Below are 20,218 nucleotides of genomic sequence, written 5' to 3' on the forward strand. Positions count from 1 at the left end.
ATGATTGCATCGTAAAAATATTCATTGCGTAAATAGCAGGTGCCTGTGAATGGGATGCCTGCTTTTTTTACACACAAAATTGCAACATTGTTGCAATTAAATCCCCCACCCTTTAAAATGCAACAAAATTGCATTTTAAAGTTCAAGCATGTTATTCCTCAGTTTAATGCTGGCCTGTACTGCAGGTGGTGTGGTTTCGGTACTGATCGCCGGCTGGTTATCAAATACCCTGTTCGCCAATCATGCGCGGCGCATGGTGGCATTTGCCGTTGGTGTTCTTCTCGGGTTTGCTTTCACAGATTTATTACCGGAAGCCTTAAATCAAGGCATCAACCTGACCAACGCAGGCTGGATGCTGGTAGCCGGGATGTTGTTGTTTTTCATTCTGGAGAAGCTGGCATTGTGGCGGCATTTCCATCATGCGGACGCTGCACTTGTTGCTACTCAACCGGTAGAACATCAGTCTGGTGGCCAAGTGGCCATTATTCTGCTGGGCGATGGCATCCATAATTTTGTCGATGGCATCTTGCTGGCGGCCAGTTTCTTAACTGATATCAAGCTGGGATGGGTGACGGCATTTGCGATAGTCGCGCATGAAATCCCGCAAGAAATTTCAGATTTTATGGTGTTGATCAATGCTGGCTTGAGTAAACCCCGTGCGCTCCTGCTCAATATGCTCTCGGGCTCGGCCATGATTTTGGGTGGCTTGGTTGGCTGGTTGAGTTTTACCCATATCGCTCCGTTGATTCCCTACGCCTTGTTACTGGCCGCGGCCAGTTTTATCTACATCACCCTGGCAGACTTAGTGCCAACGCTGCAAACGCAATATCGCCCGCAGGATTTACTGGTGCAATGCCTGTTGATTGCTTGTGGTCTCGGCGTGGCCTGGATTTCACCGTTTATTCAGCAACAGATCATTACACTTTGGGGAACCGCATGACGCAAGCCACACCCAGAATACCCGTCACGATTTTGACCGGCTTTTTAGGCGCAGGTAAAACCACCCTGCTTAACCGCATTCTGCAAGAGCGACATGGCCAGCGCATTGCCGTGATTGAAAATGAGTTTGGCGAGACCGGCATAGACGGCGAACTGTTGATTCAGGGCGACGAGCAAATCGTGGAAATGAATAACGGTTGCATATGCTGCACCGTGCGTGGCGACCTGGTGCGTATTCTGGGTGATCTGGCGCAAAAACGTGCAGCGCAGGAAATTAGCTTTGACCGCGTCATTATCGAAACCACGGGCCTGGCTGACCCAGCGCCTGTTGCACAAACTTTTTTTGTTGAAGATGACGTTTATGCCAACTATCACCTGGATGCCATTATCACGGTGGTGGATGCGGTGCATGCCATGCAACAACTGGATGCGCATCACGAGGCGCAAGAGCAAGTGGGGTTTGCTGACCGTATTCTGCTGTCAAAAACGGATCTGGTCACACCAGAAGCAGTGAGGACCCTCACGGCAAGACTACAGAACATCAACTCCAGAGCAACCTTTCACAGCGTGCACTTTGGACAAACCGACCTCAGGCAGATTCTGGATATTGATGGATTTTCACTGGATGCCATCCTCGAAATCGAACCAGACTTTTTGCGTGATGTGAGTCACGCGCATGATGACGACGTCACCTCGTTTGTGTTTAGCAGCGAGCGGCCATTTGACCTGCAAAAACTGGAAATCTTCCTCGAAACCATCATCCATGATTACGGCCCGCAGCTACTGCGTTACAAAGGCATTGTGCATGCCTACAACGATCCACAACGCATTGTTTTTCAAGGCGTACACATGCTCATGAGTGGTGACCATACCACGCAATGGCAGCCTGATGAGCGCAAAGTGTCTACGCTGGTATTCATCGGTACCGACCTCCCTAAAGAACTTTTCACGCAAGGACTCAATTTATGTCTGGTTTAAGCGCTTCTAGTCTCAAAAAACTCCCTGTCACCGTACTCTCCGGCTTTTTGGGCGCGGGGAAAACCACGCTGTTGAATCATGTACTCAATAACCGCGAAGGAAAGCGTGTCGCGGTGATCGTCAACGACATGTCTGAAGTCAATATCGATGCCCAGCTGGTACGCGACGGCGGGGCCGAGCTATCACGTCAGGAAGAAAAACTGGTCGAAATGAGCAATGGCTGCATCTGCTGCACCTTGCGAGAAGACCTGCTGGTCGAGATCACCCGCCTGGCCAAGGAAAACCGTTTTGATTACCTGCTGATTGAAACCACCGGTATCTCGGAGCCCTTACCGATTGCCGAAACCTTCACCTTTGCCGATGAAGAAGGCGTTTCTCTGGCCGACGTGGCGCAACTGGATACCATGGTCACGGTGGTGGATGGCTACAATTTTCTCAAGGACTACAGCTCACAGGAGAGCCTGACCGACAGAGGAGAGTCCCTGGGCGAAGAAGATGAACGCACCGTGGTTGACCTGCTGGTAGACCAGATTGAATTTTGCGATGTGCTGGTATTGAACAAGACCGACCTGATGACACTGGAGGAAATCGCCCGTCTGGAAGGTATCCTCAAAACGCTTAACCCGCGTGCACAGATCCTGCACAGCAGTTTTGGCAAGGTGCCGTTAGAGCGCATCTTGCACACTGGCCTGTTCGACTTTGACCAGGCTGCCGAAGCGCCTGGCTGGCTCCAAGAGCTACGCGGCGAGCATGTACCGGAAACCGAGGAATATGGCATCTCAAGCTTTGTTTACCGTTCACGCATCCCGTTTCATCCGCAACGTTTATGGCAATGGCTGAATAGCGAATGGCCAGGCGTAATCCGCTCCAAAGGCCGCTACTGGATTGCCTCGCGCCCGGAGTTTTGTGCCATGTGGTCACAGGCCGGGGCGGTCACGCGCACCGAGCTGGCAGGCATCTGGTGGGCGGCCACACCCGCGACACACTGGCCCCAGGATGAAGAAAGCCTGCAACATATTCGTTCACGCATGCAGGCTCCTTATGGTGATCGCCAGCAGGAGCTGGTCATCATCGGCATGCAGATGGACAAGGCTGCACTGACGGCGAAATTTGATGCCTGCCTGCTCACGGAAAGTGAGCTTGCACAAGGGATGGAAGCCTGGCGCAAGCTGCCAGATCCCTTTCCACACTGGTCAGTGAATCTACAGGATGAAGACGAGGCTGCGCTGGAGGAGGTAGTTTAATCATGTTGACCAGCCTCCCCTCATCCACCAGCCAAGCGCCTGTCGCTACTATTTGGCCAGACTTTAATCCTATGGATTTACTGTCTATTTTTGAGCGTACACAGCAGATCACAGTGCTACCCCGGCCCGAGCAACCAGCCTTAACACACTACTTGCAACAGGTAAGCGCAAAAATGGCAGGTGGCTTCAGGCTAACACTGCCCCCTGAGCAGGCAAGTCCAGACATGCTGGATCATCAATGGCGATTACCGGAAGCGGCAGGCAAAACGGCCTTGTTGACTGATATCTGCCAATTGGTCCAGCTGTATGCCGACCTCATGGATTGCCCGCAGGTAGGCATCCGACTAGAAGTGCTGACGCAAGCCATGTGTCCCAGGTTTCACGTTGATCGCACCGGCATCCGGCTACTTTGTACCTACACTGGCCCGGGGACTGAATGGCTGGAGGACGCTTTTTGCAATAGAGCGGCATTAAAACAGACGCACGCATCGCTTGAAGCCTTTCATTCAGCGCTGATTCTGCATCCGCAAGGCTTGCGACAGGCCTCGCAACATGCGCTTGTATTGTTGAAAGGTAGCCGTTGGCAAGGTAATGATCACGCCGGAGTAATTCACCGATCCCCGCAGATTCCTCCGGGCGTCACACGCGTGGTCCTGGCACTGGATGCGATTTGGTAGCGTTTGCCTCACATAGAGGTGTCACACAAAAGTAACATGCGGTAGCAAACACGTTTATCAATGCCTATCTGGTGTTTTTTTATAGATTTTGAACGTTCAGGGGAATCACTAGCCCTCTATAATCTTTTTATTCAGGCATTTATCGTAAAAAAACCATGTTGCCAGCGAGAGCGAATAACGAATATTCAGGAACAATTTTTACCAGATTTTTTATATGAAGTACTCACAGGGAAGAAACATCATGATGCACAAAAAAACGATTGCCAGCTTGCTGGCAATGATGGTGTTGCCGGCAACTCAAGTGTATGCCGAAGACGCCATGGCGTTAAAAAAAACCAATAAAAGCAATGCAAATCAAACGGATGAAACGGCAGCAAGCGTGGAGCTGGATAGTGTCGTTGTCCTCGGTAAAAAAGAACAAGTGACCACGACAGACAAAGGGCTGGCAGGCTCTGTCGATGTCATCACACGCGAAGAGCTGGAATATGAACATGTGACCGATACGCTGGAGCTGTTTAGCAAAACGCCCGGTGTCGTCCTGTCACGCTACAGTCAGGGCATCGTCAACACCGAAGTCTCTATCCGTGGCTTTAGTGGTGACGGCGAAACACCTAATGCCAAAGTGTTGGTGGACGGGATTCCCTCCAACCTGTTTTCAGGCTTGAGCGAGCTCGATTATTTATTCCCAACCAATATCCAGAGTGCACAAGTATTTAAAGGCACCAGCGACGCCACCACGGGTCTGTTTGCCACCGCAGGCAGTTACAAAGTCGAAACGCGTAAAGATGCGGGTAAACAATTGCAATTTGGCTATGGCAGCTTTCAAACTCGCGAAATGCAGGGCTACTATGGCGAAAAGCAAGGTGACTTGACACAAAACTACGCGATTGGCTATCGCAAAGGCAACGGTTTCCGCGATCACACCGAAAACGAAAAAATAGCCTTGTCTGGACGATGGCAACTGGACTTTGATCAGTCAACGCTGGCGTTGAGCGCTAAATACGGAAAATATAACTCCCCGGAAGCTCCCGGCTACATGCCAAAGGCACAAACCCGTTCCAACCGCACCGGAGTTGCTCCCAATGCACTCAACGATAGCGGGGAAAAAGAATTCAAGCATCTGAGCCTGCATTATGATTATTTCTTTAATAACAACGTGGATTTAAGCCTAAAGACCTATTGGCAGAACTTTGATCGCGAACGGAATGTGCGTTTTATTGGGTCACCCGGCGTTGAAAACAGACAAGATAATCAAACCTCCACAGGCTTGATTGCCAGATTAAACTGGAAAATCAATTCACAGTGGGCATTTGAAACAGGCTACGATATCGAGCATCAAAAGGTTGATCAGTTCAATCAACGCGTCAATGCAGTTGGCGTCAATGTGATTCGGTTAAGCTCAGACTTCGACTTTACGGCTCAAGGCATCTATGCAAAAGTTGAAAATACGCCTGTAGACTGGTTACGCTGGAACTTTGCTTTACGGGCAGACCGACTGGATGCAAAAGCCAATGATCCTATTATTATCGGTACAAACGGCAATCCAACGCGGATGATTCCAACCGACTTATATAGTGATTCCAGCATCGTCCAGCCAAAATTTAATGTATTTGCCAATCTGACTGAGCAACATACTCTGTTTGCAAATGCTGGTCGCAGTTTTCAAACCCCCACCAGCTTCAATTTAAATCAGTTTAATTCCGCAGCAGGCCCAAATTTTGGCACCAGAACTGACATCAAGGTTGCGATTAATGATGGCTGGGAACTCGGCTTAAAAAGTAGCTGGATACCAGATTTAAATACGCGGGTATCTTACTGGCAACAAAAAGCCAAAAACGAGTTTATTACCATCGACACTATACGTCAGCCGCTTGGGGAAACGCTAAGGCAAGGTCTCGATGCCAGCTTCGATTACAAGCTCAACGATGCATTCAGCTTTTGGGGCAATATATCCAGGGTCTATGCCAAAATTGAAGAGCCAAACGCCCAAAACCCGGAGTTCAAGGGAAATAATATTCGCAGCATCCCCTCCTACACAGCCTCACTGGGTATGCAATTTGTACCCAATGCGGACTGGATTGCCCGTGTTCACGTGGACAGCCAAGGCGACTACTACATCAATGAAAGTAACCAAGGTGGTAAATATGGCGGCTATACACTCACCCATGCCAATATCGATTACAAAACCAGCTGGGGCCGCTTGAGCTTGTTAGCGAATAATATTTTTGATCGCTATTACGAGTATGTGTTTGACTTCAACTCAAACGGCAGCGCAGGCGGCGTGAACTTTGCCCCAGGGGCAGGCCGTAACTTTATGCTCACTGCGACCGTGGATTTCAAATGACCGCATTATTATCCATTGAACAACTCAGCCTGCGCTTTGCAGGCCGGGACATCCTGCAACAGCTTGCGCTGACGCTGCATGCCGGAGAAGTAGTTTCGGTGCTCGGCAGTAATGGGGCCGGCAAATCCACTCTATTAAAAAGCATTCTTGGCTTGCATGACACAGCGGAGCAAACCGGCAGGATACAGATTGCCGGAGTGGACATTGCTCAGGCTCGCCAGCAGGCGTTATCTCAACTGGCGTATGTCCCTGAACAGCCTGCGGTATATGGACATCTTTCTGCAATTGAAAATATCCGTTACTTCCTAAGCCTGAGTGTGACCAGTCAGGCCCCGGACATCAACAATTGCCTGCGCATGGCCGGCTTGCCCGAATCATCCTGGCACCGCCCGTGCAGTGAGTACTCCAAAGGCATGAAACAAAAGGTGATGTTGGCATTCGCACTCGTCAAACAGGCCAAGTTGCTATTACTGGATGAACCTAATTCAGGCCTGGACCCGCAAGCCACGGAGGAGTTAAACCAGTTAATTGTGCAATGTAAAGCACGGGGCATGGGCGTGCTGGTGGTGACACATGATGTGTTGTCGGCTATTGCCTTTTCTGATCGTTTACTGATGTTGACCAATGGGCGTTTACAACCGGTTGCATTGAACGACTCCTCACTTACACTTGATGGGCTCAAAAAACTCTACCAGGGGCAAGTATGATGTCGTTGATCTGGAAGATCGCCTTGAATGACTGGCGCCGATTATGGCACGCGCGCATTCCAGCCATGTTAATGCTGGTCCTGATGGTGTTATGGGCAGTTGCCATTCTCGCCGCTCATCATCACTGGCAAGACCATGCACGTAATGTGGAAGAGGTCACTCAACGCAGTCAGCATGACTGGCAATCCCAACCAGACCGGCACCCGCACCGCGTCTCGCATTACGGTGATTTTGTTGCCAAACCGGTTCATCCGCTCAGCGTGATCGAGCCCGGCATTCTCGATCAATCTGGCCATCTTGTTTACCTCGAAGCACACCGCTTGAACAGTGCTAACTTTAATCCGGCGACCGAGGCCACCAGCCTTGGCCGTTTCCCGCTGATTACGCCAGCCATGATCGTGCAATGGTGGATACCGCTGTTTTTAATCATGATTGCTTACGCCAACGTCACCGCCGATAAAATGACCAGCATACTGGCATTTATGCGCGGCAATGGCGTCCCCGGATGGGCGATTGCCGGCGGCAAATGGTTGGCCCTGTTTTTACCGCTGTTTTTCCTGCTGTGTGTGCAGGCGGTGTTGGCCTTCGCCTGGAGCTGGCACAGCGAACAGGTATGGTCCAGGCTGGGCATGATGTTACTGGCACAATCTTTCTATATCGCCGGATGGTGCCTGCTGGTGGTCACCGTGTCCTGGTATAGCCGGCAATTACACGGCGCGCTGTTGGCCTTGCTGATATGCTGGGTGTGTATTTGTATTATTGTCCCACGCGGACTGGCGAACATCGCACAGATTTCGCACCCGACTCAACCGCGTAGCGAGGCCGAATATGACGCAGAAACCAAGCTCCGGACCCTGGGAGACAGCCATAACGCTGACGATCCGCATTTTGCTGCGTTTAAAGCAAGTATCCTCAAAAAATACCATGTTTCCACTGTCGAAGATTTGCCTGTGAATTATCATGGACTTCTGATGCAGGAAGGCGAACGCCTGACCACTGCGGTCTACCGCGAACAGCAAATGCTGCATGACACTCAACTGGCCAGGCAGAATGAAAGTATCCGCAACTGGTTATGGTTAACTCCGGCACTGGCATTGCAATATATTCAGATGGCAGGCAGTGGCAACGACCTGCCACATCACCAGGCCTTCATTCGCCAGGCGGAAGAGCGGCGTTACCAGCTAATTCAATACCTGAACCAGATTCACACTTTCAAGGTGCAGCAGCATGACGATAAAAACACACGCGTGTCTGCAGATTTCTGGAAAAAAGCGCCACGTCCGCCAGTGCATCTTTCACCATTAAGCGTCAGCAAGCAGAGCATTCTGGCAGGTTTTCTTGTGCTATTGGGCTGGCTATTGCTCCCTGCTTACCTGCTTTTTAAAGTCTCTCACCGCCTATGAAACATGAATTAACCCTGTTGCTCAAGCAACGCAGCATGAGAGTATTGCTTTGCCTGAGCCTGCTCCTGACTGGATTCAGCCTGTTCAACGGCTGGCAAAATATCCGTCACATCCATGCCCAAATTACCCAGGCTCAGCAGGAGGAAACCCTGCGCAAGCAAGATTACCTCAGTCATCACCAACATGACGGAACGCTGGATGCAGGGGAACTGGGCTATTACCAGTTCCATAATATCTATTACGTACCTGCCGAATGGAGTTTTATCGCGTTGGGCAACCGGCTGGTCATCCCCTATATACAGCGCATACGCTTACTGGGCCTGCAAGGGCAACTGTATGACGGTGAATCGCATCATCCTGAATATGTCATGCTGGGCACGTTCGACTATGCGTTCTTGCTGGTATTTTTTGCGCCTTTACTCTGCATTGCACTGATGCATGACCTCAAAGCCAGTGAGCAACAGGCGCAACGCTTACTATTCTTGCAAAGCCAATTGATTCAGCCGCGACGCTTCTGGACCAACCGCCTGATATCCCGCTGGTTGATGGTCACCCTGTCGTTTGCCTTGCCGCTCTGCCTTTTTGCCGCCTTGCAGCAACTTTCACTGGCGCCATTATTGCAGGTGTTGGCGATTACATGCTTGTATACTCTATTTTGGTCGCTACTATGCGCCGCCGTCAGCCTGCATAAACGTGCGCTCAATGCTAATTTCAATGCCATGCTGCTCACTAGCGTTTGGGTATTGTTATGTGTCGTGCTGCCCAACCTTTCACAGCTCTGGTTGCACTCCCGATATCCATTACAGGATGGCAGCCAGATTGCCTTGCAGCACCGGCAATGGGTACACGGCGCATGGGATTTGCCTAAAGAAGACACACTGACGCCATTTTATGCACTTTACCCGCAATGGAAAGATTCGCCACCAGTGACAGAACGCTTTCACTGGAAATGGTATTTCGCCTTTCAGCATATGGCAGATGTGAAGCTGCAGCCACAGGTCGCCGCGCGTGAAGATACACTGATGCAACGTGATCGGGCGACCGGTCTGCTGGCCTGGGTTTTACCGACAGGATGGGTGCAACGCAACCTGGAAGAGATTGCACAAAGCAATGTGACGCACTTGCTTGCGCATAGACAGCAGATTGAACGCTTTCATACCGCCTTGCGGCATGCAGTGTACCCGTTTTTGTTTGAAGAAAGACCGTTTACCGCGGAAGACTTCCAGCAAATGCCTTCTTTCGAGTCTGTAAGGGCTAATTGAGCGCTGGCAATTATTGTAAGACGCCAATGTCTGTGGTCGATTCGCCTTGGCGGATGGGCGGTGTTTCTTTTTGCATCAGCACCGTCCCGGCCACCGGGGCATACAACGTCTCCAAGGGCTGGCCAAAGTAATTTTCCACCCGCCCAACCGCCTGACCTGATGCCACGGCATCGCCGACCTTGACCAGCGGATAAAAAATGCCAGTCACAGTACTGCGCACCGCCACCAATTTGCGATAAAACACAGGCGCTGACTTCGGCTGGGCCGTGGCTGCAGCCTTGGCGCTTGCGTTTAACGCGGACGCATCAAGCATCCCTAGATGGCGCAAGGCGTTAAGACAAGCCTGTAGAATCAGCGCGCTATCCTCTGCCGAGCGCTGGCCCAACTGCCCGACCTCCAGTGTCAGGCCCGGCTTGCCTCTGGTTTGCGCCGTATTCGGATAGGAAATGGAATGCGCAGGGTCATGGGGACGCTCGTCGTATAGCACAATCTGCGGGACGCCCAGTGACTTGGCAAATGCCAATGTTTTCTCATCCAGCGGCGCCTGATGCATGACTGGGGAATAGACATGCGGCAACAAAGTCTGGTTGGCACTGCCGGAGTGAATATCCAACAGATAATCGGTCTTGCTGATGATCTGCTCAGTCATAAAATAGGCAATCTGTTCGGTCAGGGTGCCATCGGCCTTGCCGGGAAACACCCGATTGAGATTTTTCTCATCCACCGGACTGAGGGCAATTCTGTGTCCGTGAAAACCCTCCAGATTGGCAAGGTGTATCAATATTAATGTCCCATGCAATTGGTCAGGCTGTATGGTTCGAGCTAATTGCTGCAAAGCAAATATCGCTGGAAACTCATCGCCATGAATCCCCGCGGTCAGTGTCAAAACCGGGCCAGAGAATTGACCATGAATGACCGTGATCGGCAATGCTGTCTTGCCGACAGGCTGCATCCATGCCTGCACATTTCCCGGTGCCACGTGCTGTCCAATGCCAACAAATGGCGCTTGTGCAAACGCACCACAGATGTGAGAAACCATCATCATGATAAACAAATAACGCATTACCATCCCAACATTGCAACATTGTTGCGAAAAAGAGGCAATTGTACATGAATAGCGCCCATTTCCAGAGCATCATAACCATCTATAAATCTAGGTAAAATCATGAGCGGTTTTTACGTATAGACCTCAGGCGCAGATCGAAACACCGGCGTATATTAATAGTCATACAAGCACATCAATTAGATGTACTTTCAAACAACTTAAAGGAGATTATCATGTGGACTAAACCAGCTGCTACCGAAATGCGTTTTGGCTTTGAAGTGACAATGTACGTCATGAACAAATAATCAGTGCCGTGTTTATCACACGCTGAACGAAACCCGCCGCAAGGCGGGTTTTTTGTTGCCAGTTGTGGTCTCTAAAAATACTCTCCATTAACTGCAACTTAAATAGCGCTAACAAGGCTTAGCCGCAGGAACCTTCTATTCGTGAGGTTTACTAACTCATCATGATTAGCCCTATAATTACGTCATTATCTCGTCTTATGACGTTTTCTCACGGAGTATCGAATGCGTTTACAGTCTGTTTTAGTTTTATTATTAGCCGCGACGCTGAGCCAGCCAGCATTTTCTCGTAATATCAGCAATGAGCAGGCGGAGGCTGCCAGCGCGCGGGATGCTGTGGGTGACGCCATGAGTAAGCTCAGTGATCTAGAACAAAAAATCAAATCTCAAGAAGCGCTTGTCGCACGCGAACAGGAACGGTTAAAGCAATACCAGTCTGAAAAAGCCCAGACTGAGAAGGACCTTGAAAACAAAAAAATGATTTTTGAGCAAAAATCAAAAGTGCTCGATGATGCCTGGAAACAACGTAACGACTACTGATTGAGTCCCAGCCTTTCTCAAACACCAGTTTCAGGACTGGTGTTTTTTTATGTCTTCACGTGACATGCGCACCTGATTGACAATGCTTTTGAGAAATCAAGGCAAGTTGACCTGCGTCAATACCCCATGCTCATTGCCGACCTACAATGCACCCAAGTTCAATGCACTAATGGAGTGATCACAATGAAAAAAACCGCAATCAGTTTAATGTTGGCAGCGTTATTGCCTGCCATGAATGTACAGGCAGAACAAGGCGATTGGGTTGTCCGCTTGCGTGCCACCAATGTCAAACCAAATGAAGACAGCAGCCTGGGCAAATACGTCAACCAGAATGTTGCCAACGTCATGACACCAAGCGCTGAACTCAAAGTGGACAGTAATACCATCCCTGAGCTTGATATCAGTTACTACTGGACAAAGAACATTGCTACGGAGTTGATCCTGGCATTGGGTACAAAGCATGATGTCAAGATTAGTGGTGACAGTGGCGGTGTGGTCAATAATCAGAAGCTAGGTGAAGTAGACTTATTGCCACCGACGCTGACCGTCCAATGGCACTTTAACCCAGATGCAACATTTGACCCTTATATCGGTGCTGGTATCAATGCCACCTTTATGCTGGACCGCTATTTGAGAGGCTCAGCAGGTGCAATTAACGGTGAAAAAATCAGGCTTGACCGCAGCAGCTTCGGTCCTGCCCTGCAAGCAGGTTTTGATATCAACCTCAAAGATGGCTGGCTCATCAACGCCGATGTGAAGCGTTTGTGGATTGACACGGATGTTGAACTGAATAGTGCGATCACTGGCCGTTGGACAAAAATTGACGAACTGGATATCGACCCATGGGTGATTAGTTTTGGCGTAGGCAAACGCTTCTAAACCCACTGTTAGTACAGTCTCTTCCCTGGGGCAGTAATACGCTCCATTCACCTCTGATACTACCCCAGTGTCAGAGGTTTTTTTATGGAAATTTAATCCACGGTCACTCGAAATTAAAACGCGACGACAAGCTAGTGAGATTCAGCTGCTCTAATAGTTGCAGGCCGCGCTCACGCGCACTCCGTTTGCGCTGTCCGGTATATTTGGCAATGATGAGTTCATTTTTCATTGAGTGTTCCCAGCCCACCAGCTCCGTGACGGTCACTTGGTAGCCATGTGCTTCCAGTGCCAGGCAGCGCAACACATTGGTCACCTGGCTACCAAACTCACGTGTATGGATAGGATGTCGCCACAACTCACTCAAAAATGTTTTAGAGAGTGTTTCAGCCTTGTGCTGGCGCATCACTTCAGCCACCTCGGCCTGACAGCAAGGCACCAACACCATAAATTTTGCCTGCTTTTGCAAACCAAACTGGATGGCGTCATCTGTGGCTGTGTTACAAGCATGCAATGCAGTCACGATATCCACTGCTTCCGGTAATTTTTCTGACGCCATGGCCTCAGCCACGGTAAGGTGTTCAAATTGCATGCGGTCAAAACCACATTCCAGCGCTAGCTGGCGTGACTTTTCAATCAACTCGCCTCGGCTTTCAATGCCAATCACCTGGCCGCTCGCATGCTGCTTGAGCAATAAATCATACAAAATAAACCCGAGGTAGGACTTGCCTGCGCCATGGTCCACCAAGACTGGCTGAGGCTGCTTCTCCATCACCACCTGCATCAATGGTTCGATGAAGTTGACCAAATGGTAGACTTGCTTGAGTTTGCGGCGACTATCCTGGTTGAGTTTGCCATCACGCGTCAATATATGCAGCGCCTGCAACAACGGGAGAGATTGGCCAGGCTTCACTTCGGGTGGCAATTGTAGGTTGACCATGTGGATGAGTGCTTTAAAATGCTAAATATACAAGTTTAACATGTCGCCGAAACAGTATCGCTATGGCTGCCATGCCCTTCCCTGAAGCATTCTAGGGAACTCAACAGCTGTTTTGAGCATCTTGTTTATCATAGGCAGTGAAATCAATGTGCATAAATGCAAATAAACATTGCCACTTTTGCAGCCATGTTGGCATATGCTGCATCAATCTGCTGCCTTGCAGCGCTGTTGTCTCAATCGTACCAGGGAGTTTTTATGCCTGACAGTTTAACCAAGCTGTTTCTTGTTTGTTCACGAATACACCTCAAAGCCGCCCAGTTGTTTACGCTCACGCTCTTCCTACTTACAAATTCAGTGTTTGCGGATACGGTATGGCTGAAAAATGGCGATAAAATCACCGGCACCTTGGGCGCCAAAATCTCCAACAAGCTCACCGTCAAAACCACTTATGCAGACGAAGTCAAAATCAACTGGAACGATATCCATAGTATAGACGCCGATAAGCCTATTCTCATGCAGCTTTCAGATGGCAGCATTGTCAACGGGCGACTGGTACATACCGAGGAAGGCCAGGTGATTCTGGATGAGGAAACCAATAGTGTCCTGGTTGATACCGAACTCAATGAAATCCACTATATCAACCCCACCCGAGACCTCATAGGCGAAGGCTATGTCTGGACAGGTAACCTCAGCCTTGGCGGAGCTTTTAACAGTGGCAATAGTGACAACCGCAACATGCAGTTTAATGGTGAGTCAGTCTTACGTGGCCTGGATGATCGGTATACCGTCCAGGGTTATTACTACTGGGCAGAAGATAATGGCAATCAGACACAGAATAACGCACGTGTCCGCGGACAGTATGACCACTTTTTTACCAAAAAATGGTTTAGCTACCTCAACACCATCCAGGAAAAGGATCGGTTCAGGGATATCAGGCTACGTAGCCAGTACGGTGTGGGTACCGGTTATCAGATTTTTGAAGGAGACAAGCGTAACCTTTCACTAGAAGGCGGTTTAACCTGGATCAAGCAAGATTATTACGAAGAAACAGACGAAAACCATGCCGCATTGCGCTGGGCGGTAAACTATAACCAATATTTGTTTGACTCTTTTGTACAGGCATTCCATCGTCACGAAGTGTTATACACTCCCAGATCGCCTTCTCAAGTGCTGGTCTATAGCTCCACCGGTTTACGCTTCCCCTTTATCTTTGGTCTGAGTGCGTCCACCCAGGTAGACTATAACTATGATAGCCGCCCTGTGGATGACCGCAAAAAAGGTGACACGCGTGCGTTATTCACTTTAGGTTATAGCTGGAAATAAGGGGCAAGTTAAGCATTTAGTGAGTCGCCACATCAATGCTAAAATGATCGCTTGATTGCTTTAGTCCATGCTGATTCCAAATCATAGGAAACAGGACTAAAACAATCAGGGTACGGCAAGCACATTGAACCCGTATTTTTTGAGTTGAGGATGGAGCAAAAATATGGCGATACAATGGTTTCCGGGGCATATGACCTCTGCCCGCAAAAAGGCAGAGGAAACACTGGAGCATATTGACGTCGTGATTGAGGTGCTGGATGCGCGCGTCCCCGCAGCCAGTCATAACCCCATGATTGAGGAAATGCGCAATTTCCGCCAGCGCCCCAATCTTAAAATCCTCAATAAAGCTGATTTGGCCGACCCGCAAGTGACGCAGGCCTGGTTGAATTACTTTAACAGCCAGCCCAATACCAAAGCGGTCGCCCTCTCCTGCAAAAAACCTGGCGATGCCAAGAAAATCCCGGGATTGTGCCGTCAACTGGCGCCTCACCGCGGCACCCCCTTAAAACCATTACGCATGATGATCATGGGCATTCCCAATGTCGGTAAATCCACATTGATGAACGCCCTGCTCAACCGCCGTGCCGCCAAGGTCGGTGACGAACCAGCCGTGACCAAAAGCCAGCAACGCTTTGACCTCAGCGACAGCCTCAATATTACGGATACGCCAGGGATGATGTGGCCAAAAATCGAGCATGAATCAGATGGCTATCTGCTTGCTGCGAGCCATGCCATCGGCCGTAATGCCGTGATTGATGAAGATGTGGCCGAATTCCTGGGCAACCTGCTACTGAAACAATACCCGGCGCTGATGAATACGCGTTACAAACTGGACGCCATGAAGCTGGATGTGAACAGCATGGATGGTATTGACCTGCTGGAAGCCATTGCCAAACGCCGCACTTACAAACGTAACGATGGTGAATGGGATATGGAACGCACGGCCATGGCCCTTCTCACGGACTATCGCAGCGGTGCGATTGGCCGGGTTAGCCTGGAATCTCCGCAGAGCCGGGCTGAGATGCTGGTACTCGCGGCAGAAAATACGGCAAAAAAAACAGAAGAGCAGCCTCAACCGGAAGCCGATACGCTTTAGACTTCATTTTAAATATTAGGCAATCAAACTGGCATGACGTTTTGCGGGTTTACCCTCTTCCGCTGACTTAGCCTGTAATTGCTCAACATTGCTGGCAATGCGGTTACGGCCCTCTTTTTTGGCCTTGTACAGGTTTTGGTCAGCCGCAGAAAATAGCCCTTCGAGCACATACCCTACGGTCTCTGAGCTGACTGCGCCAACACTGACCGTGCATTTGATGGCTTGTGTTTCGCTACGCATGCTTTCCACGCCGGCAATATTCACCGGGGTCACCTCAATAATACGGCGGATACGCTCCGCCAGTATCATGGCTTCATGCTCACCCGTGTTGGGCATCAGGACACAGAACTCTTCTCCTCCATAGCGGCCAATCACATCGCCGCCACGTAATGCGGCGCGTATGGTGCCAGCACATGACTTGAGTACCACATCGCCAACCAAGTGGCCATAGACGTCATTGACCTTTTTAAAATAGTCCAGGTCCACCATCAGCATCCCCATAGGCAAGCGCAGGCGTTGTGATACAGCCTGCATGCGCGTGGCTGCTTCTTGCAAGCCACGTCTGTTTAATACACCTGTCAGGCCATCCAAGGTGGCAATCGCCTGCAATCCAGCCTGGGCGCGGACATGCATCACCAATAACAGCAGGCTGGTCACAGTCACCATCGATAGCATCATGAATGTGGTCAGATAGGCATGGATAGGCCAATGCGGAAATGTGTGCAAGTGACTGTCATCCGTTAACACCACCTTGACCGCGAGCACGACCAGCATCAGGCTAACCAAAGCAAACAAGCTGCAACACAGCCAGAAAACGTTGGCCACAAAATCCTTGCCGTGCCCTACCAGGCTGCGCGTAGCGTGACCAAACACATACATCAATGCCGTCAGATTGAACAACAGCAACCATCTGTCTGGCAGATACATATTAATCATGACAGCATTGCCGGCCAGCATCACCGTGATCACCACCAAGGTGCGGTAACGATAGACACGATAACCTCTAAGCAATCGAATACCGTTGGCGAACAAGCTCACACCGAGTGCGATAATCGTGACTGAGGTGGCAATATAAGCGCTGTGGCGGCCATATATCAATGACGTTTCTGAAAAGAAATAAACCGCCAGGCCCAAAGCAAACACCAGCAATCCGCGTACCCAATGCATGATCAGGCTACGTTGCTGATAGGCGCCAAAAATCAGCAAGACCAGAACCTGCGTTAAGGTAAGTCCAATTGATGATAGAATGACACTGTTGAGATCAAACACAGGGACGGACAAAGTTTGTTTACCTGAGAAGCATATTACTATGGTTGACCAACTATACCCATTTAAATGAAGGGGTTAAATAGTCCATACAGGCTAATATTCCCTACCGCTTTGTTGTTTACCACATACCCTGAAGTCCCATGCAGCATCTTCTGAATCCTCCCCAACGCGAAGCCATCCATTACCTAGATGGACCCTTACTCGTATTGGCTGGCGCCGGTAGTGGTAAAACGCGGGTGATTACGCAAAAAATTGCCTATCTGATTAACCAGGCCGGTTATAAAGCCAACCAGATTGCAGCAATCACCTTTACCAATAAAGCCGCCCGTGAAATGCAGGAACGTGTGACACCGTTGCTTGAGGGCAAAAGTGGCAAAGGACTGACGGTCACCACCTTTCACTCCCTAGGCCTGCAAATCCTGCGCCAGGAAGCCGCCCTACTCGGTTACAAACCTCAGTTCTCTATTCTGGACGCCTCGGACAGCTTTAAAATCCTCAGTGATATCCTGGCCACTACAGACAAACAGCTGCTGCGTAAAACGCAATGGCAAATCTCCAGCTGGAAAAATGCGTTTGTGAACCCGGATCAAGCCAAATTGCAGGCGGATGAAGAGCTCACCCATGCCGCCGCCCGCGTTTACCAGCTATACCAGCAAACTCTGCGTGCCTATCAGGCGGTGGATTTTGACGACCTGATCAAAGTCCCGGTAGAACTGTTTGACCAGCACAGCGACATGCTGGATAGATGGCAGCGCAAACTGCATTACCTGCTGATTGATGAGTACCAGGATACCAACGCCTGCCAGTACAGGCTGATCAAGCAACTCACCGGTCTGCGAGGCCAGTTCACTGCTGTAGGTGACGACGACCAGGCTATTTATGGCTGGCGCGGTGCCGACGTGGAAAACCTGCGTCAATTAACTGTGGACTTTTCCAAGCTTAAAGTGATCAAACTGGAGCAAAACTACCGGTCAACGGTGCGTATTCTGCGTGCAGCCAACCACGTCATCGCCAACAACCCAAAACTGTTTGAGAAAAAACTGTGGAGCGAGCACGGCACTGGTGATTTGATTCATGTTACGGCGACCCAAAGTGAAGAACACGAAGCCGAAACGGTCGTTATGAAGTTACAGGCGCACAAATTCGAGCACCGTACGACTTATAAAGACTATGCGATCCTCTACCGCAGCAATCACCAGGCACGCATCATTGAGCAGTTTTTGCGCAACCACAAAATCCCCTACACTATTTCCGGCGGGCAATCTTTTTTCGATAAAGCAGAAATTAAAGACATTACCAGCTATTTGCGCCTGATCGCCAACGAGGACGATGATCCGGCCTTTATCCGTGCTGCCACGACGCCCAAAAAAGGCATAGGCAACACCACATTAGAGCGACTCGGCGAATACGCCAGTGCGCATAAAATGTCTCTTTTTGCAGCCGCATTTGAAGGCGGCTTCCAACATGAAATCGGCGCCAAGCAACTGGACGATTTGCTGACCTTTTGCCGCTATATACAGACATTACAAGGCCGCGCCGTCAAAGATCCGGCCAACGAAGTGCTAGGAGATCTCTTAGCTGCCATTCAATATGAAAGCTATCTCTACGACGGCGAAGAAGCCAGATCCGCGGAAACGCGCTGGGGCAACGTGCAGGAGTTTGTCGCCTGGCTCAGCAAAAAAGGTGAAGCCTCCACTGAGTACGGGAATGAGTCCGAGGGCAAAAACCTGCTAGAACTGACACAACTCGTGTCGCTAATTACCATGCTAGAAGGCCGTGAAGACGGCGAACCCGACGCTGTCAAACTCTCCACCCTCCACGCCTCCAAAGGCCTGGAGTACGGTCACGTATTCTTGATTGGCTGCGAAGAAGGTATCCTGCCGCACACCAACTCCATAGACGCCGACCAAATTGAAGAAGAGCGTCGCCTCATGTATGTCGGCATCACGCGCGCGCAGAAATCACTCAATATCACCTGGTGCAAAAAACGTAAACGCGCGGGGGAAATGCAAGCCTGTGAGCCCAGCCGCTTTATTAGCGAGCTGCCCAAGGACGATGTCAAACACTTCGGCAACCCGTTTAATGGGCCGGATCAGGTACTAAGCAAAGACTATGGCAAAAGCAAGATGGCTAATATTAAGGCAATGCTGGCGGCCAAACAATAAATATAGGTAAGTAATCAATAATATAGATGAAGGTGAATTTTTGGCTCAATGACTTGAAACAAATCAGGAACCATCAAACTTAATGAAAATCGTGAAACTGTAAGCTCAGATTTGAACTATTAACTCATTATTTGAAAAGTTAATTTTTATTGGGCTCGACCCTAAATTTGCTAAAGCCCATCCACGCAGTCAAGCGCCCAGCAATTGCCGCCATATCCAATAACATCGCTACGGGAATAATCGCAATTGGCTGCCACCAGTGCTCCCACCATATTTTGTAACCGGCCCTTCGTAAGGGGTCTAGTACCCCTCTAAAGAGCAAATAAGGCAACAACCCTAATATTGCAGGTGAATAGCCTAAGGCCATCAACACGTAAACCAGCGACACGACGAACAGCATCAGATTCCTGGATAAATTACTCAAGCCTGCAATGGTTGCGCTTTGTTCATAGACAAACCACTTTTTAACGCCCGCCCATAAGTTTGTAGGAAAATGTCGATAGTGGACCGCTGTCTCGCTGCAAGTGACCCTAGCGATATTTTCTGCCAAAATGCGCTTATTCCACAGTAAGTCTTCACCAGAACGCAAATGCTCTTCAAAGTACCCGGCTTTTAGAAACACATCCTTGTGAAAAAGCGAGGCTGGCAATATAGGTGCACGGTTACCCTGTCCATAAGACACTGCGCATATCAGCCGGCCAAAAGGATGCTCATCAGAAAACTGGCACATGCCATATACTGCCTGGGCTTGATTGTCTTGCATACAAGCCCAAAGTTTACTCAGCCAGTCAGCTTCAGGCTTGATACCCACATCAAGAAAGGCGATCCACTCAAAAGTTGCTTGCTTGACACCCGAGTTTCTTGCAGCGCCCGGGTAACCACCAGGATGATGAATCAATTTAAAGCGAATCCCCATCTGCGCTGCACGGCTTGACCAGGATTCAATCAGGGATACACTTTTGTCAGTAGATCCTGTGTCTACAAAAATGATCTCTGAAGGCAGTGTCGATAATGCGAGGATACCATCCAGCGTCTCGGATATGGTCGATGCTTCATTCCTGACCGGGATGACAAGGGATACTGGCAGGCTAGGTTGAGCGGTGATCAT

The 20,218-nt window shown here is 49.8% G+C and carries 18 protein-coding genes; 14 read left to right on the top strand and 4 right to left on the bottom strand.

The window, feature by feature from the left end; translation table 11 throughout:
- The first annotated feature begins 148 nt into the window (after positions 1 to 148).
- From ACJ67_RS08540 to ACJ67_RS08575, 8 genes are all read left to right on the top strand, one after another.
- Complete coding sequence (locus tag ACJ67_RS08540; protein WP_231587132.1) at positions 149 to 940, top strand: ZIP family metal transporter; 792 nt, start codon at positions 149 to 151, stop codon at positions 938 to 940.
- On the top strand, positions 937 to 1,917 hold the full coding sequence (locus ACJ67_RS08545) for a GTP-binding protein (RefSeq protein WP_049638707.1): 981 nt from the start codon (positions 937 to 939) through the stop codon (positions 1,915 to 1,917). Before ACJ67_RS08540 ends, ACJ67_RS08545 begins: the two co-directional genes overlap by 4 nt.
- Positions 1,905 to 3,161 carry a zinc metallochaperone GTPase ZigA gene (gene zigA, locus ACJ67_RS08550; RefSeq protein WP_049638708.1) on the top strand — a complete coding sequence of 419 codons (1,257 nt, stop codon included), beginning with the start codon at positions 1,905 to 1,907 and terminating at the stop codon, positions 3,159 to 3,161. Before ACJ67_RS08545 ends, zigA begins: the two co-directional genes overlap by 13 nt.
- Before the next feature lie 2 nt (positions 3,162 to 3,163).
- Complete coding sequence (locus tag ACJ67_RS08555; protein WP_049638709.1) at positions 3,164 to 3,838, top strand: DUF1826 domain-containing protein; 675 nt, start codon at positions 3,164 to 3,166, stop codon at positions 3,836 to 3,838.
- 241 nt (positions 3,839 to 4,079) lie between these two features.
- Positions 4,080 to 6,182, top strand: coding sequence for a TonB-dependent receptor (locus ACJ67_RS08560; RefSeq protein WP_231587133.1), 2,103 nt, complete (start codon positions 4,080 to 4,082; stop codon positions 6,180 to 6,182).
- Positions 6,179 to 6,889 (top strand): ABC transporter ATP-binding protein, encoded by a 711-nt coding sequence (locus ACJ67_RS08565; protein ID WP_049638710.1) that lies wholly within the window; start codon positions 6,179 to 6,181, stop codon positions 6,887 to 6,889. Before ACJ67_RS08560 ends, ACJ67_RS08565 begins: the two co-directional genes overlap by 4 nt.
- Complete coding sequence (locus tag ACJ67_RS08570) at positions 6,886 to 8,292, top strand: DUF3526 domain-containing protein (protein ID WP_049638711.1); 1,407 nt, start codon at positions 6,886 to 6,888, stop codon at positions 8,290 to 8,292. Before ACJ67_RS08565 ends, ACJ67_RS08570 begins: the two co-directional genes overlap by 4 nt.
- A complete protein-coding gene (locus ACJ67_RS08575) occupies positions 8,289 to 9,554 on the top strand; it encodes a DUF3526 domain-containing protein (RefSeq protein WP_049638712.1) in 1,266 nt (421 codons plus the stop codon). Before ACJ67_RS08570 ends, ACJ67_RS08575 begins: the two co-directional genes overlap by 4 nt.
- Positions 9,555 to 9,564: 10 nt before the next feature.
- On the opposite strand, the gene ACJ67_RS08580 is transcribed toward ACJ67_RS08575, so the two are convergent.
- Positions 9,565 to 10,617, bottom strand: a complete 1,053-nt coding sequence (locus tag ACJ67_RS08580; RefSeq protein WP_053092916.1) for a M14 family metallopeptidase — start codon at positions 10,615 to 10,617, stop codon at positions 9,565 to 9,567.
- Positions 10,618 to 10,832: 215 nt separating this feature from the next.
- Here ACJ67_RS08580 and pqqA point away from each other — a divergent pair, with 215 nt between their 5' ends.
- From pqqA to ACJ67_RS08590, 3 genes are all read left to right on the top strand, one after another.
- A complete protein-coding gene (gene pqqA / locus ACJ67_RS14640; protein WP_081624291.1) occupies positions 10,833 to 10,904 on the top strand; it encodes a pyrroloquinoline quinone precursor peptide PqqA in 72 nt (23 codons plus the stop codon).
- Positions 10,905 to 11,126: 222 nt separating this feature from the next.
- Positions 11,127 to 11,441, top strand: coding sequence for a hypothetical protein (locus tag ACJ67_RS08585; protein WP_049638713.1), 315 nt, complete (start codon positions 11,127 to 11,129; stop codon positions 11,439 to 11,441).
- 183 nt (positions 11,442 to 11,624) lie between these two features.
- Positions 11,625 to 12,320, top strand: coding sequence for an OmpW family protein (locus ACJ67_RS08590; protein WP_049638714.1), 696 nt, complete (start codon positions 11,625 to 11,627; stop codon positions 12,318 to 12,320).
- Positions 12,321 to 12,423: 103 nt separating this feature from the next.
- On the opposite strand, the gene ACJ67_RS08595 is transcribed toward ACJ67_RS08590, so the two are convergent.
- A complete protein-coding gene (locus ACJ67_RS08595; protein WP_049638715.1) occupies positions 12,424 to 13,257 on the bottom strand; it encodes an SAM-dependent methyltransferase in 834 nt (277 codons plus the stop codon).
- A gap of 255 nt (positions 13,258 to 13,512) precedes the next feature.
- Here ACJ67_RS08595 and ACJ67_RS08600 point away from each other — a divergent pair, with 255 nt between their 5' ends.
- Together ACJ67_RS08600 and ylqF are read left to right on the top strand one after the other, a co-directional pair.
- Positions 13,513 to 14,580: a YdiY family protein gene (locus tag ACJ67_RS08600; RefSeq protein WP_049638716.1), complete on the top strand. Its 1,068-nt coding sequence runs from the start codon at positions 13,513 to 13,515 to the stop codon at positions 14,578 to 14,580.
- Between the two features lie 163 nt (positions 14,581 to 14,743).
- The gene (gene ylqF, locus ACJ67_RS08605; protein ID WP_049638717.1) at positions 14,744 to 15,676 is read left to right on the top strand and encodes a ribosome biogenesis GTPase YlqF; all 933 of its coding nucleotides are present in this window, start codon (positions 14,744 to 14,746) and stop codon (positions 15,674 to 15,676) included.
- Positions 15,677 to 15,691: 15 nt separating this feature from the next.
- On the opposite strand, the gene ACJ67_RS08610 is transcribed toward ylqF, so the two are convergent.
- Positions 15,692 to 16,882 (bottom strand): GGDEF domain-containing protein, encoded by a 1,191-nt coding sequence (locus ACJ67_RS08610; protein WP_231587134.1) that lies wholly within the window; start codon positions 16,880 to 16,882, stop codon positions 15,692 to 15,694.
- A gap of 203 nt (positions 16,883 to 17,085) precedes the next feature.
- Between ACJ67_RS08610 and ACJ67_RS08615 the strand changes: the two genes are divergently transcribed.
- Positions 17,086 to 19,110 (top strand): UvrD-helicase domain-containing protein, encoded by a 2,025-nt coding sequence (locus ACJ67_RS08615; protein WP_049638719.1) that lies wholly within the window; start codon positions 17,086 to 17,088, stop codon positions 19,108 to 19,110.
- A 139-nt stretch (positions 19,111 to 19,249) separates the two neighbouring features.
- On the opposite strand, the gene ACJ67_RS08620 is transcribed toward ACJ67_RS08615, so the two are convergent.
- Complete coding sequence (locus ACJ67_RS08620; protein ID WP_049638720.1) at positions 19,250 to 20,218, bottom strand: glycosyltransferase; 969 nt, start codon at positions 20,216 to 20,218, stop codon at positions 19,250 to 19,252.

The organism is Methylophilus sp. TWE2, assembly GCF_001183865.1.
Classification (GTDB): Bacteria; Pseudomonadota; Gammaproteobacteria; order Burkholderiales; family Methylophilaceae; genus Methylophilus.